The 19,140-nt window shown below is 70.2% G+C and carries 15 protein-coding genes; 5 read left to right on the forward strand and 10 right to left on the reverse strand.

Annotation, left to right across the window (positions count from 1 at the left end; genetic code table 11):
- Window positions 1–65: 65 nt before the first annotated feature.
- A complete protein-coding gene (locus tag AC2W7K_RS07105; protein WP_198500173.1) occupies window positions 66–1,031 on the forward strand; it encodes an alpha/beta hydrolase in 966 nt (321 codons plus the stop codon).
- 196 nt (window positions 1,032–1,227) lie between these two features.
- On the opposite strand, the gene AC2W7K_RS07110 is transcribed toward AC2W7K_RS07105, so the two are convergent.
- From AC2W7K_RS07110 to AC2W7K_RS07125, 4 genes are read right to left on the reverse strand one after another with little or no spacing between them, the layout of a single operon-like run.
- The gene (locus AC2W7K_RS07110) at window positions 1,228–1,665 is read right to left on the reverse strand and encodes a cytochrome b/b6 domain-containing protein (RefSeq protein WP_486005924.1); all 438 of its coding nucleotides are present in this window, start codon (window positions 1,663–1,665) and stop codon (window positions 1,228–1,230) included.
- Window positions 1,650–4,010, reverse strand: a complete 2,361-nt coding sequence (locus AC2W7K_RS07115) for a cytochrome b/b6 domain-containing protein (RefSeq protein WP_486005925.1) — start codon at window positions 4,008–4,010, stop codon at window positions 1,650–1,652. The genes AC2W7K_RS07110 and AC2W7K_RS07115 overlap by 16 nt, the downstream gene beginning before the upstream one ends.
- Window position 4,011: 1 nt before the next feature.
- Entirely contained in the window at window positions 4,012–4,998 is a 987-nt protein-coding gene (locus tag AC2W7K_RS07120; RefSeq protein ID WP_344259048.1) for an electron transfer flavoprotein subunit alpha/FixB family protein, read from the reverse strand.
- An 11-nt stretch (window positions 4,999–5,009) separates the two neighbouring features.
- Complete coding sequence (locus AC2W7K_RS07125) at window positions 5,010–5,786, reverse strand: electron transfer flavoprotein subunit beta/FixA family protein (protein WP_198500170.1); 777 nt, start codon at window positions 5,784–5,786, stop codon at window positions 5,010–5,012.
- Window positions 5,787–6,189: 403 nt separating this feature from the next.
- Between AC2W7K_RS07125 and AC2W7K_RS07130 the strand changes: the two genes are divergently transcribed.
- Window positions 6,190–6,750, forward strand: coding sequence for an Lrp/AsnC family transcriptional regulator (locus AC2W7K_RS07130; RefSeq protein ID WP_486005926.1), 561 nt, complete (start codon window positions 6,190–6,192; stop codon window positions 6,748–6,750).
- 41 nt (window positions 6,751–6,791) lie between these two features.
- On the opposite strand, the gene AC2W7K_RS07135 is transcribed toward AC2W7K_RS07130, so the two are convergent.
- Window positions 6,792–7,607 carry an ABC transporter substrate-binding protein gene (locus AC2W7K_RS07135; protein ID WP_486005927.1) on the reverse strand — a complete coding sequence of 272 codons (816 nt, stop codon included), beginning with the start codon at window positions 7,605–7,607 and terminating at the stop codon, window positions 6,792–6,794.
- 809 nt (window positions 7,608–8,416) lie between these two features.
- Here AC2W7K_RS07135 and pdhA point away from each other — a divergent pair.
- Genes pdhA through AC2W7K_RS07150 form a run of 3 tightly spaced genes read left to right on the forward strand, consistent with a single transcriptional unit; the run spans window position 8,417 to window position 12,110 of the window.
- Entirely contained in the window at window positions 8,417–9,520 is a 1,104-nt protein-coding gene (gene pdhA / locus AC2W7K_RS07140; RefSeq protein ID WP_198500167.1) for a pyruvate dehydrogenase (acetyl-transferring) E1 component subunit alpha, read from the forward strand.
- A complete protein-coding gene (locus AC2W7K_RS07145) occupies window positions 9,517–10,623 on the forward strand; it encodes an alpha-ketoacid dehydrogenase subunit beta (RefSeq protein ID WP_198500166.1) in 1,107 nt (368 codons plus the stop codon). Before pdhA ends, AC2W7K_RS07145 begins: the two co-directional genes overlap by 4 nt.
- The gene (locus AC2W7K_RS07150; RefSeq protein WP_198500165.1) at window positions 10,623–12,110 is read left to right on the forward strand and encodes a dihydrolipoamide acetyltransferase family protein; all 1,488 of its coding nucleotides are present in this window, start codon (window positions 10,623–10,625) and stop codon (window positions 12,108–12,110) included. Before AC2W7K_RS07145 ends, AC2W7K_RS07150 begins: the two co-directional genes overlap by 1 nt.
- Window positions 12,111–12,221: 111 nt before the next feature.
- Here the strand turns inward: AC2W7K_RS07150 and AC2W7K_RS07155 are convergent, their stop codons facing one another.
- Genes AC2W7K_RS07155 through AC2W7K_RS07175 form a run of 5 tightly spaced genes read right to left on the reverse strand, consistent with a single transcriptional unit; the run spans window position 12,222 to window position 18,998 of the window.
- Complete coding sequence (locus AC2W7K_RS07155) at window positions 12,222–14,291, reverse strand: heavy metal translocating P-type ATPase (RefSeq protein ID WP_198500164.1); 2,070 nt, start codon at window positions 14,289–14,291, stop codon at window positions 12,222–12,224.
- 51 nt (window positions 14,292–14,342) lie between these two features.
- The gene (locus tag AC2W7K_RS07160) at window positions 14,343–15,548 is read right to left on the reverse strand and encodes an acyl-CoA dehydrogenase family protein (protein ID WP_198500163.1); all 1,206 of its coding nucleotides are present in this window, start codon (window positions 15,546–15,548) and stop codon (window positions 14,343–14,345) included.
- A gap of 39 nt (window positions 15,549–15,587) precedes the next feature.
- Window positions 15,588–16,859, reverse strand: coding sequence for a beta-ketoacyl-[acyl-carrier-protein] synthase family protein (locus tag AC2W7K_RS07165; protein WP_198500162.1), 1,272 nt, complete (start codon window positions 16,857–16,859; stop codon window positions 15,588–15,590).
- A gap of 10 nt (window positions 16,860–16,869) precedes the next feature.
- Window positions 16,870–18,462: a class I adenylate-forming enzyme family protein gene (locus tag AC2W7K_RS07170; RefSeq protein WP_198500161.1), complete on the reverse strand. Its 1,593-nt coding sequence runs from the start codon at window positions 18,460–18,462 to the stop codon at window positions 16,870–16,872.
- Window positions 18,463–18,470: 8 nt separating this feature from the next.
- On the reverse strand, window positions 18,471–18,998 hold the full coding sequence (locus AC2W7K_RS07175) for a hypothetical protein (protein WP_198500160.1): 528 nt from the start codon (window positions 18,996–18,998) through the stop codon (window positions 18,471–18,473).
- Window positions 18,999–19,140 lie beyond the last annotated feature (142 nt).

Genomic DNA, 19,140 nt, shown 5'->3' on the forward strand with positions numbered 1-19,140 from the left:
GCCAGTATTGACACTCAGTGTCATTTCTGTCGTAAGGTGTTGTCATCGTCGACGTGAGGACACGCATGGCAAGCGCAGCGCTCTATCAGAATCAGCAGGCGTGGCAGGACCTCCAGGAGTTCCTGCCCGAGCGATTGCGACTCGACGAGACCTCCGCTCCCGACGAGGAGTTCTGGGGGTGGCGGGGGCACTGGATCCATCTTGATCGCTATCGCCGACCCGATGCGAAGGCCCGTGTCATCCTCCACCACGGCGTCGGGACGAACGGTCGCCAGATGTCGCTCATCCTCGGTGCTCCGCTGGCCCGGCAGGGCTATGACGTCGTCGCGCTCGACAATCTCGGCTACGGGATGACGCGGGTCGAGTCCGGGTACACGCCGTCGTATGCCGACTGGGTCGACATGGTCATCGACTTCCTCGCCGCCGAGCAGGCGCGGGACCCGAAGCCCACGGTGCTCTACGGCCTGTCGGCCGGCGGCATGCTCGCCTACCATGTCGCCGCGAAGGCCGCACCGGGTGCTCTGAGGGGCATCGTCGGCATGACATTCCTCGATCAGCGCCATCAGGAGGTCGTCGATTGGACGGCGCGCAGCCTCATCACCGCCCGTCTCGGCATGCCCTGGGTGCGCCTCATGGCGAGGACTCCGCTGAAGAGCATCCGCTACCCGATGCGTCTGGCGTCGAAGATGTCGGCGTTAGCCAACGACCCGGGCGCGATGAAGGTCTTCCTCGCCGATGCGACCTCGGCGGGCAATGCGATGTGGCTGCGCTTCCTCGCCGACTACGCCACGTACGTCCCGGCCGTCGAGCCGGCGGACTTCGATGCGTGCCCCGTCCTCCTCACCCAGCCCGGCGAGGACCGGTGGACCCCGCGGGATCTGTCGACGCCGGTCGTGTCCCGACTCGATCCGGAGCTGTTCTCCGAGGTCATCCTCGACCGCGCAGGTCACTTCCCTCTCGAGGAGCCCGGACTGCAGCAGCTCGAGGAGGCCGTCGTCGAGTTCGTCGAGCGCGTGCGCATCCCCGCCTGACTGCCAGCGCCCTGGAATTCTGCGCCAGGTTCATGGCGCCCCTGGGATTCCGCGCCAGGTTCATGGCGAAATTCGCGTCGAGATCGCCATGGACCTGGCGCACAATCGCAGTGGAGGCGGCGCAGACCGAATTTTCCCGCAGAAACACGAGTGCCCCGAGTGACGTGATCTCACTCGGGGCCCTCTGACATGTGTCCTACCTGCTCGACACCCTGCCGAAGAGGTTCGCGATCGGTGCGAGCACAAGCGGTCTGGCGGCGAACCATGCGCCGACGACGACGGCCACCGCCACGAGGAACCAGATGACGCCCGCCCAGCCCAGGACGTTCGTCCCGGCGAACATGTAGCCGAGGTTCTGCCGCAGTCCGGTCGTGAAGACCAGGAACACGTGGACGGCGATGAAGAACACGAAGAAGATCATCGTCGGGAAGTGGATCGCCCGCGCCAGCGGGGCCGGGTAGATCTTATTCAGCGTCGTCGCGTTCTTCGGCCACCACTCGCTCATGCGCACACCTGTGATCGCGGCCAGGGGGGCGGCGATGAAGACGACGATGAAGTACATGAGCTGCTGGAGCGAGTTGTAGTTGACCCACGCGTCCTCCATCGGCCATTCCAGGGTCATGTACTGCAGCATTGCCGAGAGGGCATTCGGGAAGACCTCCCAGCTGTCGGCACGATGCGCGCCCAGTGGCCGGACACGAAGAGGAGGACGACGAAGACGACGCCGTTGAGCAGCCAGAGAACGTCGAGGCTCGTGTGCAGCCACAGGTTGATGCTGATCTTCTTCCCGCCGTTCTTCGGCGTGTAGAACGCCGGAGGCTTCTGCTGGTGACGCACCTGCAGACCCGTGCGGATGATGAGCACCATGAAGAAGAAGTTGAGGAAGTGCGTCCACCGCGCCCACGCCGGGAAGCCCGGTTCGACGAAGTCGGGCAGGTGGTATTCGCCCGGGTAGCGCTCGAGGAATCCCGGCACACCGGGCAGAGTCGTGACTCCGCGTGCGGCGAGGATGAGGATGCCTGCGGCGACGATGAGCCCACCGAGTCCGAGCGACCCGAGACCGATCCACTGTCCCAGCGACTTCGACCCGATCATGATCGGATCGCGCTTGGCGGGTGCGGCGGAGGCGGGCTTGTCGGAGGCGGGTTTCGCCGAGGTGGTCGACTTCGCGGCCGTGGACCCCCCGGTCGACTTCGCGGCCGTCGAGTCCGCGGTGGACTTCGCCGCTGTTCCCGCCGAGGCGGTCGCTGCGGCCGCCGTCGACCCTGCGGCTGCCGGTTTCGCACCGGTTGCCGCGGCGGGGGTCTTCGCCGCCGGCTTCTCGGCCGGTTTCGTCGCCGGTCCGCCGGTCTTCGGCAGTCCGGTCCGTCCCGCGGGCTTGTCGCCGGGCTTGCCGGTGTCGGGGCCGGTGGACTTCGGCAGGCCCGTCCTGGTCTTCGGCAGACCTGTGCGGCCCGCAGGCTTGGCGGGTTCGTCCGCCGCCGCCTCCGTGTCGGCGCTGCCCTTCTCCGCGGTGTCTCCACTCGCCGAGGCGGCAGCACCGGCGGCCACGGCGCCGGCAACCCCAGCACCGGCAGCTGCGGCAGGGACTCCCGCGGTGCTTGCTGCGTCGGTGGTGTCCGCTGCACCGGTGGCATCGGCCGCTGGTGCAGTCTTCGGCTGCGCATCGGTGGGCGCGGTGGCCGTTGCCGGGGCGAAGCCTTCGGGCGGCCAGGGGTCGCCGCCGGCGGTGCGCGGCAGACCGCGGCGCAGCGGAACATCGCTGAGCTCGGCGGCCGACGCAGTTGTCGCCCCACCGGCGGCAGGTGCCGCGGCAGCGGGAGCAGCTCCACCAGCACCTGCCGAGGCAGCGGAAGTGGTCTCTGTCGCGGTCACAGTGTCCGCAGGCACACCGTCCGCGGCGGCAGAGTCAGCAGCCTGGTCACCGGCAACGGGTGTTCCGGACTCAACGGTCGCGGCAGGAGGCGTTGCACTCGCCGAGGGTCCCTTGACCCCCGCAGGGGCGAGGCCCTCCGGCGGCCATGCGTCCCCACCTGACCGGCGAGGCAGCCCACGGCGCAACGGCACCGATGCGGCGTCTTCTCCGGCAGAGGCAGCGGCGACGCCGGCTCCGGCAACGCCTGCCCCGGCGGCAGCGCCCGCGCCTGCCACAACAGCAGCGGCGTCGGTCTCCTCTGCGCCGGAGGTGGTCTCGGTCGGCTCTGCACCCGCAGCAACGCCCTGGCCTGACGCTTCCTCGGCGGACGTTTCATCGGTGCTGGAGGTCTGCTCGACGACGGCTTCTCCGCCACCGGTTTCCGACGCACCAGGTTCGATCGGCGCACCGGGCTCGGCCGGCGCGGCACCAGCGGCAGCAGCACCACCGGCCTGCCTCGGCGCCTTGACTCCGGCGGGGGCAAACCCTTCCGGCGGCCATGCCTCTCCACCGCTCACGCGGGGAAGTCCACGGCGCAGGGGCACCTCGGCCGCGGGGGCCGAATCCGCCGCGCCTGCTCCAACAGCTGCACCGGCACCCGCGCCGGCAGCGACATCCTGTGCGCCGGCATCGCTCGAGGCACCTGCGTCGCTCAAGGCACCAGCGTCGGTCGACGCACCGGCAGGCACCTCGACGTCGGCCCCACCGTCGGCCTCAACGGCGACGGTCTCGTCGACTCCGGAGTCAAGACCAGGTTCGACACCGGTCGCATCCGGTTCGACGGAGCCCACGGTCGAGGTCTCGGCAGCAGTCACCTCGGTGACGGCACCCGAATCGACGGCAACCCCAGATTCGACGGCGCCCGCAGAATCGACGGGAGCGCCAGCATCAACGCCACCCGCAGAATCAACCGCACCCGCAGGCTCAGCAGCGCCCGCCTCGGCGCTCACCCATTCCCGGGATTCCCACTCGACAGCCTGACCCACCGTGCCCTCCGGCGGCCACGGATCGCCGCCGGAGACCCGGGGCAGACCCGAGCGCAGCGTGTTGGAGAAGGTGGCCATATCAGCCCTGTTTCGCTTTCAGGGTCTCGACGGCCTGGGGGACGACCTTGAAGAGGTCGCCGACGACGCCGAAGTCGGCGATGTCGAAGATCGGCGCTTCGCCGTCCTTGTTGACCGCGACGATCGTCTTCGAGGTCTGCATGCCCGCCTTGTGCTGGATCGCCCCGGAGATGCCGAGCGCGACGTAGAGCTGGGGGGAGACGGACACACCGGTCTGGCCGACCTGGTGCGACTGCGCGATGTAGCCGGCATCGACCGCGGCGCGCGAGGCGCCGACAGCGGCACCGAGGACGTCGGCGAATTCGCCGACGAGCTCGAACGACTCCTCCGAACCGACACCGCGACCACCGGAGACGACCTTCTGCGCCCCGCGCAGCTCGGGTCGCGAGGAGGTCTCGACGACGGCTTCGTACGCGGTGACGTCGGCACTGCGCTTGCCGGAGTCGGTTACCTCGAGGGCCTGCGCGTTCGCGGGCTGGGCCTCAGCGCGGTTCTCGATCGCACCGAGGCGGACGGTGATGACGGGCGCGCCGAAGGTCGGGGCCGACTGCGCGGTGTAGCCGCCGCCGTAGACGGAGTGGTCGGCGACGATGCCCTCGGAATCGCGTTCGACGCCGATCGCGTCGACCGAGAGCGCCGAACCCGTGCGCACGGCGAAGCGGCCGGCGAGGTCGCGGCCGTCGATCGAGTTCGGGACGAGGATGGCATCGGGTGCGGTGAGCTCCGCGGCGCCGACGAGGGCGTCGACGGCGAAGGTGCCGAGCGCGGAGCTGCCCGCGGGCACCTCGGCGATGAGGGTCTGGACGGCACCGAGCGAGGCCGCCGTCTCCGCCGCGGCGTCACCGGTGCCGGCAGGGGCGACGATGAGTGCGACGGGGCTGCCGATCGCGGCGGCACCGCCGAGGAGTTCGGCAGCGGGCTTCTCGAGAGCGCCTTCGGGATCGACCGTGAGCGCGACGAGGATGGTGTCCTGGGGGAATTCAGCCATGTCTTCTCTCCTTAGGCCAGGCGGTTCTTGATGAGGAATTCGGCGAGCTCGGCTCCGCCGTTGCCGTCGTCGACGACCTTCTCGCCGGCTTCGCGCGGGGGCTTCTCGGCGACGGAGACCATGATCGACCGGGCGGTCGACTGGTCGGCGGCGTCGATGTCGAGGTCGGCGAGGCCGATGACCTCGAACGGCTTCTTCTTCGCCGCCATGATGCCCTTGAAGTTGGGGAAGCGCGCCTCGGGCAGCGCCTCGGTGATCGAGATGACGGCGGGCAGCTCCGCGGTCACCTGTTGCTGACCGCCGTCGACGGCGCGCGTGCCGGAGACGGCGGTGTCGGTGAGTTCGACGGTGCTCAGGCCGGTGACGTGCGGGAGGTCGAGGTGCTCGGCGAGCATCGCCGGGAGCAGGCCGGCGTTGCCGTCGGTCGAGATGTTGCCGGTGACGACGAGGTCGTAGTCGCCGCGGCGGATGGCGGCGGCGAGCACCTCGGCGGTGAGTCCGAGGTCGGCGCCGAGGAGTTCCTCATCGGAGATGTGGACGGCTTTGCCGGCGCCCATGGCCAGGCCCTTGCGGATCGTCGCGGTCGCACCCGACGGGGCCATCGAGATGACGGTGATCTCGGTGCCGTCGTGGCTGTCCGCGTAGTTGAGGGCGACTTCGAGGGCGCGTTCGCCGATCTCGTCGAGCACGGCTTCCGAGGCGGCACGGTCCGCCAGGCCGGTTTCGAGATCGAGCTTGCGATCCCCGTACGTGTCCGGGACCTCTTTGACCAACACAGCGATCTTCAACGTGGCTCCTATTCGAATGACGCAGGTCCGCCGCCGAGCAGTCAGTCCTGCTGAGTGTCGTCTCCCCCATAATCTACAGGCGGGAAACATGCCGTTCGCCCGCCGCATCCGCGTGCGCATGCGGCGGCGTGCTCCGCCCTCCATGGTACGTGGTGGAGGCCACACTTCGGACACCAGGGTGCCTGTCGCTGCGGGACGAGCCCATCGCTACTGAACGAACGATCGATTTCAAGCCTACCAGCCCGCCGAGGTGACCCGCACCTGCCGTCGACACCGCCGTGACCGGTGGGAACCGCCGGGACCCCGGCCGCCGTCGTCCCGGCCGCCGGGATCCCGGCCGTTGGGATCTGGCCCGGCCCCCACGACCGGCCGTGCCCACTTAGAATGGTGGAACCTCGACCGGGTGCTGGTTCACGACGAGCGCAACCCCGGTGAGGAGCACGACGCACCGAGGCTGCCGGGCGGCAGCCAGCAGCGACGCCGAAGGAGCACGCCCTTGTCATTCGACCTCGACGACATCGACCGCAGCATCATCGCTGCCCTCGTCGAGGACTCCCGGCTGAGCGTGCGCCAGCTCGCCGAGCGCGTGCACATCTCCCGGTCCGCCGCGCACAAGCGCTTCACCGCCCTCCTCGAGTCGGGGGCGATCAAGGGCTTCACCGCCGAGGTGGATCGCGCCGCCCTCGGCATGTCCGTGACCGCGGTGGTCGTCGTCAAGATCGGCGAGCGGCCGTGGCCGGAGGTCCGCGACGAGCTCGCCGCGCTCCCCTTCGTCGAGAAGGTTCAGGCCGTCAGCGGCGACATCGACGCCCTCGTCACCGTCAATGCCCCCGACAACACGGCGCTGTCCCAGGTCATCCTCCGTCGCATCCACGAGGTTCCCGGCGTCACCTCGTCACGGTCGCTGCTCATCCTCGATGAGGCCGAAGGTCACCGTCCCGGCGCACAGAGCCCGCTGAGCTGAGCCGCCCGCTGAGCTGAGCCGCGCGCCGGGCCGAGCCGGACTCACCGCTGGCGGTACGCCTGCAGCGCCTGTTCGACCATCTCGAGACTGTAGTTCGCGTCGGAGTATCCGGCGATCGTCGACTTGCCGTTGGGATAGACGTTGCCGGCCTGCGCGGCGGGCAGCTGAGCGAAGACCGGTGAGTCCATGAGCGCGGTGCTCAGCTCGTCGTACTCGCCGCGCAGGTTCGAGGTGACGAAGACGATGTCGGCGTCCCCGGCGGCCTTGTCGACGAGTTCGAGCGAGACCTCGGCTTCGGGCTCCGCCGCCTCGGCGTTCTCCGCGATGACCCTGTCCTCGTCGGCCGACCAGGTGAGACCGAGCGGGTCGTAGATCGTTCCGAGCATGTTCCCGCTCCCCCACAGGTACGCGGTGTTCTCGGTGAATGAGGAGAGCGTCGCGATCGTCGTCCCATCGGTGACGTCGCTGTACTCCTCGCTGATGCGCGTCTGCTCGGCGATGAAGGCGTCGTCGAGGGCCGTGAGCTCCGCGCTCCGGTTGACCGCGTCGGCGACCTCCCCGACCCGCTGCTTCCAGTTCGCGCGGTCTCCGCCGCGCAGGGTGAACTGGTAGACGGGGGCGATGTCCTCGAGCTGGTCGACGACTCCGGAGTCGAGGGTGTTCGGGGCGAGGATGAGGTCGGGGTCCGTCGTCGCGAGCCGTTCGATGTCCGGCTCGTCGGTCGCCACGACGGGCACCTCGCCGAGGCGGTCGACCCATCCCTGGGGCACCGAGGCCTCCTGATACTCCCCCTGCCCGACGGGGGTGAGCCCGAGATCCATGAGGGTCTCCGTCGCGGCATAGTGCAGGGTGGCCACGGACTGCGGCTGAGCGGGAATGACGACGTCGGCTCCAGTGGCGTCGGTGACGGTGCGCGTCTCGCCGCCGCCGGCCGCCTCGGCGTCGCCTGAACCGCCGCCCCCCGCAGCCGGCGAGGAGGGCGAGCGCGGCGCAGCCGGCGGTCAGCGCGGTCATCGTCTTCAGTGTCATAGCGTCCTTTCGCGGAGCGAACGACGGAAACCCTCGACGCGGTTGTCGCGCAGTCGTGCGCGCACGATGATCGGCAGCATCTGCGCGGACGACCGAATCGCCGCTGTCGAGGGTTCCGTGTCGGATGAAACAGTGAGATCCCGCAGGTCGCGACTCCAAGCAGGTGTGTCAACTGCCGTGACGCGCGATCCGTTCGTGATCTCGTAGGTTAGCCTAACCTGAGTTCTCGTCGCTCCGCAATCCGCCGAGGCGGTCGATCGTCAATCGACCCCCCCTCCTCGACGCCGACACGCCGGCGATGTCGGCGAGAAGTCGATGCGCCGGCGACGAGTTGCCCGCCTGACGACTTCTCGCCGACATGGCGTGCGTGTCCCAGTTCGGCGGCCACCAGGCATTCAAAGGCGGCGTCGAGGGCAGGCGGGAGAAGGTCGCCGAGGCGTTCACCGCCCGCGGCTACCGCTGGGGTGAGATCTGAGCGGCCCGCGCGCTCAGCAGCCCCGTTCGACCCCGGCCATTCGTCCGCTCCACCCCGCCTCGTTCGCGCAGTTCGTCCACCGTTCGCGACACGATCGGCACCCCCGTCCGTGACCGCCTGAAGAGCCTGGATCGGTGATCGCGGTCACGTCATCATGAAGTCATGACCATCGACGTTCCCACCACAGGCCGCGCTCTTCCCCAGCTGCAGCCCATCAGCTTCATCGGCCCCGACGGCCGACCGACCGACACCCCGACCGAGGGACTGACGATCCCGAGCGATCGGACGCTGACCGGCCTCTACCGGCAGATGGTCCTCGTCCGCCGGTTCGAGGCGCAGGTGACCCACCTGACCAGGCAGGGGCGCCTCGCCACGTACCCCTCGGCGGCGGGACAGGAGGCGTGTGAGGTCGGTGCGACGACTGCGCTGTCGCCGAACGACTGGCTGTTCCCCACGTACCGGGACTCCGCGGCTCTGCTCACCCGCGGCGTGCCCGTCGGTGAGATCCTCTCGGCCTTCCGCGGTGACTGGCACTGCGGGTTCGACCCACAGGAGTACCACACCTCACCGGCGGCGACACCGCTGGCCACGCAGACCCTCCATGCCGCCGGCTTCGCGATGGCCTCCAAGCTCAAGGGCCTGGACGCGGCGACGCTGACCTTCCTCGGCGACGGTGCGAGCAGTGAGGGCGACACCCACGAGGCCTTCAACTTCGCCTCGGTGTGGCAGACCCCGACGGTCTTCGTCCTCCAGAACAACCAGTACGCGATCTCCACCCCGCTGCGCGAGCAGTCGAACGCGACGATGCTCGCCGACCGCGCCGCCGGCTACGGGATGCCCGGCATCCGCGTCGACGGCAATGACGTCGCCGCGGTGTTCGCCGCCGTCTCCGCGGCCCTCGAACGCGGCCGCGAAGGCGACGGCCCGACCCTCATCGAATGCCTCACGTACCGGATGGAGTCGCACACGAACTCCGACGATCCGACGAAGTACCGCGACGCCGAGGAGGTCGAGCACTGGAAGCAGTTCGACCCGATCGACCGTCTCGAGACGTTCCTCCGCGACCGCGGCGTGCTCGATGACGCCCGTGTCGAGGAGATCGCGGCGGAGGCCGAGACGCTGGCCGCCTCGGTGCGCGATGCGATGAACACCGAGGCCGAGGTCGACCCGACCGAGCTCTTCGCCTTCGTCTACGGGACCGAGCGCGCGAGCCTCACCGAGCAGCGCGCCCAGCTCGAGGCCGAACTCGCAGGGGCTGAGGCATGAGCGTCGACTCCCCGACCGACACGGCACCCGCCGACACTCCCGAGCCGGCGACCGCCACGACCGCGGACACAGCCACAGACACAGCCACGGACACCGCAACGAGCACGTCCGCGACCACCCCCGCCCCCGCCTCGGTGACGATGACGAAGGCACTCAACCAGGCCCTGCGCGATGCCCTGGCCGAGGACGAGAACGTCGTCGTCTACGGCGAGGACGTCGGCCGCCTCGGCGGGGTCTTCCGGGTCACGGAGGGCCTGCGGAAGGAATTCGGACCCGAACGCGTGTGGGACTCCCCGCTCGCGGAGTCGGGCATCGCCGGCACCGCGGTCGGCATGGCGATGGCGGGGATGCGCCCCGTCATCGAGATGCAGTTCGACGCGTACGCCTACCCCGCGTTCGAGCAGATCGTCTCCCACATCGCGAAGATGCGGAACCGGACGAAGGGCCGCGTCACCCTGCCGATCACGATCCGCATCCCGTACGCCGGTGACATCGGCGGCGTCGAGCACCACTCGGACTCCTCCGAGGCGTACTGGACCTCGACGCCGGGACTCACCGTCGTCACCCCGTCGAATCCGGCCGACGCGTACTCGCTCCTGCGCGAGTCGATCGCCTCCGACGATCCCGTCATCTTCATGGAGCCGAAGTCCCGGTACTGGATGAAGGACACGCTCAGCCTGCCGGTGACCACGGCTCCCATGAACCGCGCCGAGGTGGTCCGTGAGGGCACCGACGTCACCCTGCTCGCGTACGGGCCGACCGTCCGCACGGCACTGTCGGCCGCCGAGGCCGGAGCCGAGCACGGACTGTCCATCGAGGTCATCGACCTGCGCTCGCTCTCGCCGTTCGACGACGAGACCGTGTCCGCCTCGGTCCGCCGGACCGGCCGGGCCGCCGTCATCCATGAGGCCGCCCAGTTCGGCGGTTACGGCGCCGAGGTGGCCGCTCGGGTCACCGAACGCAACTTCACGTACCTCGCCGCCCCGATCCTCCGGATCACCGGCTTCGACGTGCCCTACCCGTCCCCGAAGCTCGAGGAGTACTACTTGCCGACCGCCGAACGCGTCCTCGACGCCCTCGAATCCTGGGACTGGGAGCTGTGATGAGTGCTGTGTCGACCACCGGAGCACGCGACTTCATCCTCCCCGACCTCGGCGAGGGCCTCACCGAGGCGGAGCTCATCGGCTGGAAGGTCGCCGTCGGCGACACCGTCCACGTCGACCAGATGGTCGTCGAGGTCGAGTCCGCGAAGAGCGTCGTCGAACTCCCCTGCCCGTTCGCCGGCACGATCGTCGCGCTCCACGCGAACGCCGGTGACACCGTCGAGGCCGGGCAGGCTCTGCTCTCCGTCGCCGAGGCGGGGGCCGCCGACGCTGCGCCCGCGGGTGACGCCGGTTCGGATGCAGCCGGTCCGAGCGCCTCCGACAGTGCCGCGGACGAACTGCCGACCGACGATGCCGACCCCGTCGGCATCGAAGGCGGAGGGGCGAACCTCATCGGCTACGGCACGACCGCACCGAAGGCGCGCTCGGGGAAGAAGCGCTCATTCGGCGCGAAGTCGACCGACTCACCTGCGGAGACACCGAGCGCACCGGCGCCGGCAGCTCCTCCGGCCGTCCCGTCGACCACGCCTCCCGCGCAGCCGGCAGACACTGCCACCACCTCTCCCGTGTCCTCGCCGATCGTGCGCAAGCTCGCGAAGGACCACGGCATCAGCGCGAAGCACCTGCCGGGGACCGGCCCCGGTGGGGTCGTGACCCGGGCAGACGTCCTCGCCGCCGTCGATCGTCAGGGCACGACCGGCCTCCACGGCACGCCTGAACGTCAGGGCACGACCGCCTCGGCGCCGGGACAGCCGCACACCGCGGTCACGACAGGAACCCCGATCCCGAGCACCGACCGCGACACCCGCACCCCGATCACGGGACTGCGGAAGGTCGTGTCCGAGCGGCTCTCCCAATCGCGGAGGGAGATCCCCGAGGCGACGATCTGGCTCGACGTCGACGCGACCGAACTGCTGGCGACGAAGAAGGCGCTCGAGGCCCGCACGGGAGAGAAGTACTCTCTGCTCGCGCTCGTCGCGCGCTTCGTCATCGCCGGGCTGAAGAAGTATCCGATCCTCAACTCCTCGATCGACACGGCCGCGAACGAGATCGTCACCCACGGCGACATCAACCTCGGGCTCGCCGCACAGACGCCGCGCGGGCTCATGGTCCCCGTCGTCCACGGGGCCGGGGAGATGAGTCTGCGGCAGCTGCGCGATGAGATCGGCGAGACCGTGGGCAAGGCCTCGACCGGCAAGTTCGCGTCTGCGGAACTGACCGGAGGGACGTTCACGCTCAACAACTACGGCGTCTTCGGCGTCGACGGGTCCGCCCCGATCATCAACCTGCCCGAGGTCGCGATGCTCGGGCTCGGTCGGATCAAGGACCGGCCGTGGGTCTCACACGGCGAGCTCACGGTGCGCAAGGTGATGTACCTCAGCTTCGTCTTCGACCATCGCGCGTGCGACGGTGCCGAACCGAGCGAGTTCCTCACCTTCGTCGCCGACTGCATCGAGAACCCGATCTCCCTCCTCCCGGAGGTCTGAGGCCCCGGCAGTCTCACGCGCCGCGGCGTGACCCCCGCGTGACGGAAGTTCCGGACGCGGAGTGTCGATCTCACCGACCCGAATCGACACTCCGCGTCCGAACTTCGTCGTTCACGCCCGGGCGGGCTCGGGACGGTTCTCGTGGGCGATGCCCGAGTGCTCGGCGCCGTTGCCGAACCGCAGCAGCCGCAGGGCGTTGAGAACGACGAGGAACGTCGATCCCTCGTGGATGAACACGACCGGGCCCATCTGCAGCCCGAGCAGGCTCGCGGGGACGAGGAAGGCGACGATGACGAGGGAGGCGATGAGGTTCTGCCGGATGATCGCCGAGGAGGCCCGGCTCAGCCGGATGAGGAACGGGACCTTGCCGATGTCGTCGCTCATCAGCGCGACATCCGCGGTCTCGAGCGCGACGGCGGAGCTCGCGGCCCCCATCGCCACCCCCACTGAGGCGTTCGCCATCGCCGGGGCGTCGTTGACGCCGTCGCCGACCATCGCGGTGTCGCCCTGCGAGGCGAGTCGACGGATCGTCGACACCTTGTCCTCGGGCATGAGGTCGCCGGCGGCGGTGTCGACGCCGACCTCGGAGCCGATCGCGTCGGCGACGCGCTGATTGTCCCCGGAGATCATCACGAGCTCATCGACGCCGGAGGTGCGCAGGGAGCTGATGACGGCCTTCGCCTCGGCGCGCGGGGCGTCCATGACGCCGAGGGCACCGAGGAACCGGCCGCCCCAGCGGACGACCATGATCGTCCGGCCCGCGTTCTGCAGCTCCGCGACGAGGTCCTCGATCTCCGGGGTGAGGTCGCCGGCGAACATCCGCAGGCTGCCGAGTTCGGCGCGCTGCCCGGCGATCGTCGCGGTCACGCCCTGACCGGTGACCGATTCGACGTCGACGGCCTCGAGGCGGTCGGCGGCCGGCACCTGCGGGTCGAGGCCGGTGACGATCGCCGTGGCGAGGGGATGGTCGACGGAGGACTCGAGGGCGAGGGCGACGCGGGAGAGCTCGCCGGCCTCGACGCCCGCGGCGGGCCGGATGTCGGTGAGCCGCGGCAGCCCCCACGTCAGTGTGCCGGTCTTGTCGAAGGCGATCGAACGCACCTTCCCGAGCGTCTCGAGGGGTCCGCCGCCCTTGATGAGCAGCCCGGCCCGGGCCGCGCGGGCGACACCGGAGAGGACCGCGGCGGGGGTGGCGATGGCGAGCGCGCACGGGCTCGCGGCGACGAGGACGAGCATCGCCCGGTAGAAGCTGTCGGCGAACGTCTCGTCGAGGACGAACCAGCCGACTAAGAGGACGATGAGGACCATCGCGATGACGGCGGGAACGTACCAGCGCTGGAACCGGTCGATGAAGCGCTGGGTCGCGCTCTTCGTGTCGTCGGCTTCGCGGACCATCGTCACGACCCGGGAGAGCGTCGAGTCCGCGGAGACGGCGAGGACGACGACGTCGAGGGAGCCGGAGCCGTTGACGGTGCCGGCGAAGACCCGGGAGGACGGGTCGATGCGCCCCGGGTTGTCGCCGGCCTCGGTGCGGTCGGCCACCGGGGACTTCTCCGCGGGGATGCTCTCACCGGTGATCGCCGACTGGTCGACGGCCGAGTTGCCGACGGCGACGAAGCCGTCGGCGGGGATGCGGGCATGGGGGCGCACGACGACGACATCGCCGATCTCGAGGTCCTCGGTGGGCCGCTCCACGACGTCATCGCCGACGCGCACGAGCGCGGTGGCCGGAGCGAGCTCCGCGAGCGCTTCGATCGAGCGCTTGGCCCGACCCATCGCGTACTCCTCGAGCGCGTGACCGAGGGAGAAGAGGAAGAGGAGCACAGCGCCTTCGGCGAACCGCCCGACGCTGGCCGCGCCGATCGCGGCGACGAGCATGAGGAAGTCGACCTCGAACCGGCCGTGCCGCACGGAGTTGATCGCCGTGGCGAAGGTGAAGAACCCGCCGAAGAAGTACGTGGCGAGGAAGAGGGGGATGGCGATCTGGGTCAGAGGTGCGCCCGGGACGAAGTACTCGAAGATCGCTCCGGCGAGGTAGGTGACACCGGAGGTGATCGCGAACCCGAGCTCCCACGCAGGCCCGCCGAGGCGACCGTGACCGTGCCCATCATCGCCGGGTTTCGCACGCGACCGGTCGTTCGTCGCCGTGACAGCTGCCGACTCGTTCCGCTTCTCGTCCATACCCCAATCGTATGCACGTATATTTATATGTCAATATGTTTGCGGGAACTCTCAGTCGTCGAGAAGCGCTGCGGCGTACATCGGGCGGGCGGCGTCGGGGCTCGGCGGGTGGAAGAGCCCAGCCGTCGCGTCGCGGTAGAGCCGGGAGGCCTCGTGGCTGTTGTCGAAGCCGCTGCCGCCCGTGCTCAGCAGGGCGGCCTCCGCGGTGCGACGGGCCGCCTCGGCGGACTTGATCCGCGCACCGACGAGGCGCAGGGGCCAGCCGGCGCCGTGATCGACGAGGTCGTCGAAGTCGCGGGAGTACGCGTCGATCATCGCGGGCACCGTGAGGTAGTCGAGGTGGGCGTCGGCGAGGCGGGTGCGGGCCTCGGGGACCTCGGCGAATGTCGTCCCGGACTTCGCCGATCTCCGCGTCTTCAGCGCTGCCGTCCCGACCTCGAGGGCGCGTGCGGCGATGCCGGCGTAGACGGCGGCGATGAGGAGCTGGAAGTTGCTCGTGATCGCGAACGTGAGCAGATCGGGGTGACGACCGGCGGGGATGACGCGCGAGACCCGGTCGGGGCGCATCGGCACGCGGTCGAGGATCGTCGCCCGCGACTGGGAGCCCCGCATGCCGAGGACGTCCCAGCGATCGGAGACGCTGATGCCCGGGGCGTCGCGGTCGATGAACCCGTAGACGAGTTCGCCCTCCGCCGGTTCGTCGCCGTCGGGACCGGCGATGCCGTCGTCGACCGGGGTGATCGCGCCGTGGACGATGAGCCGGGTCCACACGGGTGAGAGCGAGGTGAAGATCTTCACCCCGGTGAGTGCGTAGCCGCCGTCGGGTGTCGGGACCGCCTCGGTGTTCGAGCCCTGGAGCACCCAGTCGTTGCCCGGTTCGGAGATCCCGAACGCGAAGATCTCACCGGCCATGGCCTCGTCGAACACCCAGTTCAGCGAATCGTCGCCGCGATCGGCCAGGGCCTTGACGACGCCGGTGGTCATGAGGTGCATGTTGACGGCGAGCGCGGTCGCCGGTGCCGCCGCGGCGAGGCGCTGCTGGAGTCGGGCGACCTCGAAGAGGCTCAGCCCCGGTCCCCCGTGCGCGGTGGGGACGAAGAGGGTGAGGTAGCCGCTGGCCCTGAGCTCCTCGAGGTCCGCGTCGAAGAAGCCGTTCTCCCGGTCGGTGACGGCTACGCGCTCCCGGAAGCGCTCGAGCATCTCCGCAGGCAGGAAGCGCTCGCCGAGTTCGGTGATGTGGGCTTCGCGATCGGTCATCGTCTCTCCTCGTTCTCTGGTCTCATGGTTGCGCTGATCTCATGGTTGCGGCCGGCGCAGGATGATCGCGCCGTTGTGGCCGCCGAAGCCGAAGGACGTCGACAGCACGGTGTCGATCGGCGCCTCGGCGCCCACTGATCGTGCCTGACCTGCGACGATGTCCCAGCCCTCGGCGTCGGGGTCGCCGAGGTTGAGCGTCGGGGGCAGCACCTGATCCCGCAGCGTGGCGATCGCGATGATCGCTTCGACGACCCCGGCGGCACCGAGGAGGTGGCCGGTGCTCGACTTCGTCGCGCTGATCGGGATCGTGCGGGCGGTCGCGCCGAGGGCGGCGTCGAAGGCGGCGAGTTCGGCCCGGTCGCCGGCCGGGGTGCCGGTGGCGTGGGCGTTGATGTGGTCGATGTCGGTCGGTGCGAGCCCGGCATCGGTAAGGGCCTCGCGCATCGCCGCTGCCGCACCGCGGCCATCGGGGTGCGGGTTCGTCGGATGGTGGGCGTCGCTCGCGGCACCGAACCCGGCGAGCTCGGCGAGCACCGCGGCGCCGCGGGCGGCCGCGCTGTCGGCGGATTCGAGGAGGATCGCCGCAGCCCCCTGGCTCATGACGAAGCCCTTCCGGGCGGCGTCGAAGGGCCGACTCGCCGCGCGCGGATCGTCCTCGCACCCGGCGGCGAGCGCCCGGAGGTTGGCGTTCGAGGCGAGGTTGACCGGTCCGAGGCAGTCCTCCATCCCGACGACGAGGACCGCGTCGGCGTACCCGTGGCGGATGCGCCGCATCGCCTCGCCGAGGCCGATCGCCCCGGACGCGCAGGTGGCCGACACGCCCTGTGCGGGTCCGCGGAGGTCGAAGCGCTGACTGAGCAGGGCGGCCGCGGAATCGGGGGCGCCGTGGATGGCGAGGGTCAGGGGGACGCCGCGCGGGCCCGCCGCGTCGAGAGCGCGGGTGGCTGACTGCATGGCATCGACGGGTCCGGATCCGGTGGCGGCGATGACGCCGACGCGCTCGCGGTCCCACGGCAGCGCGGCAGCGGGGTCGGGGATGCCGGCCTGGGCCAGCGCCTGGTCGCCGGCGGCGATCGCCCAGTGCTGGACCGGGCTGAGACGACGAGCGAGCGCTCGCGGGAGGACCGCCTCGGCGTCGAAGTCCGTGATCTGCCCGCCGATGCGCACGGCAAGGTCGGCGAACTCCTCTCCGACGAGGACGTCGATCGCGCTGCGTCCCGCGCGGACCGCATCCCAGAGGCTCTCAGGGTCGAGTCCGCTCGGGGTGATCGCGCCCATGCCGGTGATGACGGCGCGGCGGTCACCGCTCACTGTCGCCGCCTCACAGTCTGCGTCCCTGGTCGTTCACGATGAGGTCAACGGTTTCCGCGCGCCGAATCTTCCCGCCGACCGTGCGCGGCAGACGATCGAGGACGTAGAACCGCCGCGGCACGAACTGCGGAGCGAGCTGGGTCCGCCCGTGAGCGAGGAGGGCCGCCTTGTCCGGGAGGCTAGACATCGACTCCGATGTCGACTCCGGCTCCTGCATCGGATCCTGCATCGACTCCGGCGTCGACTGGTCGCCGCCGTCCTCGATGACGAGGGCGACGACGGTCCCGAGGTTCGCGTCGGGGAGGGCGATGGCGACGACCTCGCCGAGGTGGGGCACAGTGCCGTACGCCCGTTCGACCTCGGGGAGGGAGACCTTGTGACCCCCGGTGACCGCGATGTCCCCGGCCCGCCCGGCGAGCTGGAGGAGACCGCCGTCCATCCGCCCCTGATCGTCGACGGTGGCCCAGCCGTCGGGGCCGCGGAGGACCTCGGTGCTCGTGCCGGTGACGTAGCCCTCGGAGCATGCGGCGGCGAGGATCCACAGCGTCCCGAGCTCGCCGTCGGGCACGGGGGAACCGGAGTCGTCGCGGATCTGTGCGCCGATCGTCGGATAGATCGTGATCCACGTGCCGTCGCCGGCGCGGGAGTCTCCGATGAATCCGATCTCCGCGGCCCCGTAATAGCTGATGAGACGGGTGTCGGGAAGGACCTCGCCGAGGCGGTCGCGGATGACCGCGGGCAGGTTCGCTCCCCCGGAGACGACGAGGTCGAGACCGGCGAAGCGTGCGGGGTCTCGGCCCGCCGCCTCGGCGAGCGCCCGGACGATCGCGGGCACCGCGACGATCCGGGTGATCTTCTCCTCGGCGATGCGCCGGCCCATGGCTGCGGGGTCGAACTCGTCGGCGACGTGGATGGTGCCGCCGGTCGCGAGGCTCTCGATGACGGCGTAGAGGGTGAGGCTGTAGGACACGGGTCCGGGTGCGAGCGTCGCGACGCCCGGCAGCGGTTCGAGGTGGGCGGCGGAGACGGCGACGTTCGCCCGGTACTGCTCCCGGGTCTTGATGAACGCCTTCGGGTTGCTCGTCGTGCCCGAGGAGAAGAGCATGAGGAACGGCTCCGCGGGCGCGCGGACGCTCGGGGCGGGAAGGTCGGGGCCGGATCGGCGGGCGGTGACGGCGGACTCGAAGGCGGCCGCGGAGATGACGGTGCCGGTCCACGCGGAGGCGGCGAGCGCCTCGGCGAGGGCGGGTGAGTCGCTGATGACGACGCCGATGCCGGTGGCTCGGATGATCCCGACCTGGTGGCTCAGCGGGCAGCGGGGGTCGATCGTCGCGGAGACCGCGCGGAAGCCGGCGAGCCCGGCGACGATGCGGGCGGTGAGGAACGCCGAGGTGTGGCTGACTGCCGTGATCGGCACGCCCGCGGTCTCCGGGGCCGGTGTCGGCGGGGCGGGTTGGGCGCGGTGGAGGGCGTCGACGGCGGCGAAGACGGCACGGGAGTCGGCGACGAGCTCGGCATAGGTGAGCCGGTCGTCACCGCCGACGATCGCGAGCCTGTCGGGATGGGACGCAGCGGTGGCGAGGATGCTCGCGGTGATGGGCACGGGGACGCTCAGGCCGCGTGGCTGCGGGCGCTGATGTCCGGGGCCTTGGCGGGGGTCGGGTCCGTGGAGACGGTCTTCGGGGCGCCGACCATGATCTCGGCGTCGGGGGTCGGAACGATCATCCCGAGCGGATCGGTCAGTCCCGCCTCGGCGTAGAGCCGGGTGACGCGGGAGCGCAGGGCGCGCATGATGAAGATCGCGGCGATGGGGATGAGGACGATGATGATCACCGAGGTGACGCCGACGGTCAGGGAGATCGAGTCGGCGACGCCGTACATCGGAAGGCCGAAGAGCCCGAAGATCACGCCGAGGATCGCGAGTGCGCCGAGCCAGACGAAGACCATGGTCACGCGACTCCACACGGTGTCGAAGCGGCTGAGCTCCTCGTCGAGGGCGACGATCTCGGAGAGTTCGGGGCGGCGGTCGGCGGGGATCCGCCGGAACACCTGTTCGCCTGCGTCCGTGCCGTTCGACCACTGTCGGATGACCTGGCCGTTGCCGGTGATGTGCCACCGTGATGTCCACTGCTCCGTCATAGTGCGCAGTCTAAAGGGTGGAGATGAGCGGGAAACTCAGGGCGCCGGGAGCGTTCGCGGGAGGCTCGTGCCCCCATGCCCCCGTGCCCCGCGCTCCAGAGGTGGATCCCGCTTGATTTCAGCGCCGATCTCGAGCGGGATC

The sequence above is a fragment of the Brevibacterium sp. LAARM2_SD2 genome (genome assembly GCF_057364785.1).

Coding starts and splice junctions, on each gene's coding strand:
- AC2W7K_RS07105 (WP_198500173.1), top strand. CDS start 66: ATGGCAAGCGCAGCGCTCTATCAGAATCAGCAGGCGTGGCAGGACCTC.
- AC2W7K_RS07110 (WP_486005924.1), bottom strand. CDS start 1,665: ATGCTGCAGTACATGACCCTGGAATGGCCGATGGAGGACGCGTGGGTC.
- AC2W7K_RS07115 (WP_486005925.1), bottom strand. CDS start 4,010: ATGGCCACCTTCTCCAACACGCTGCGCTCGGGTCTGCCCCGGGTCTCC.
- AC2W7K_RS07120 (WP_344259048.1), bottom strand. CDS start 4,998: ATGGCTGAATTCCCCCAGGACACCATCCTCGTCGCGCTCACGGTCGAT.
- pdhA (WP_198500167.1), top strand. CDS start 8,417: ATGACCATCGACGTTCCCACCACAGGCCGCGCTCTTCCCCAGCTGCAG.
- AC2W7K_RS07145 (WP_198500166.1), top strand. CDS start 9,517: ATGAGCGTCGACTCCCCGACCGACACGGCACCCGCCGACACTCCCGAG.
- AC2W7K_RS07150 (WP_198500165.1), top strand. CDS start 10,623: ATGAGTGCTGTGTCGACCACCGGAGCACGCGACTTCATCCTCCCCGAC.
- AC2W7K_RS07155 (WP_198500164.1), bottom strand. CDS start 14,291: ATGGACGAGAAGCGGAACGAGTCGGCAGCTGTCACGGCGACGAACGAC.
- AC2W7K_RS07160 (WP_198500163.1), bottom strand. CDS start 15,548: ATGACCGATCGCGAAGCCCACATCACCGAACTCGGCGAGCGCTTCCTG.
- AC2W7K_RS07175 (WP_198500160.1), bottom strand. CDS start 18,998: ATGACGGAGCAGTGGACATCACGGTGGCACATCACCGGCAACGGCCAG.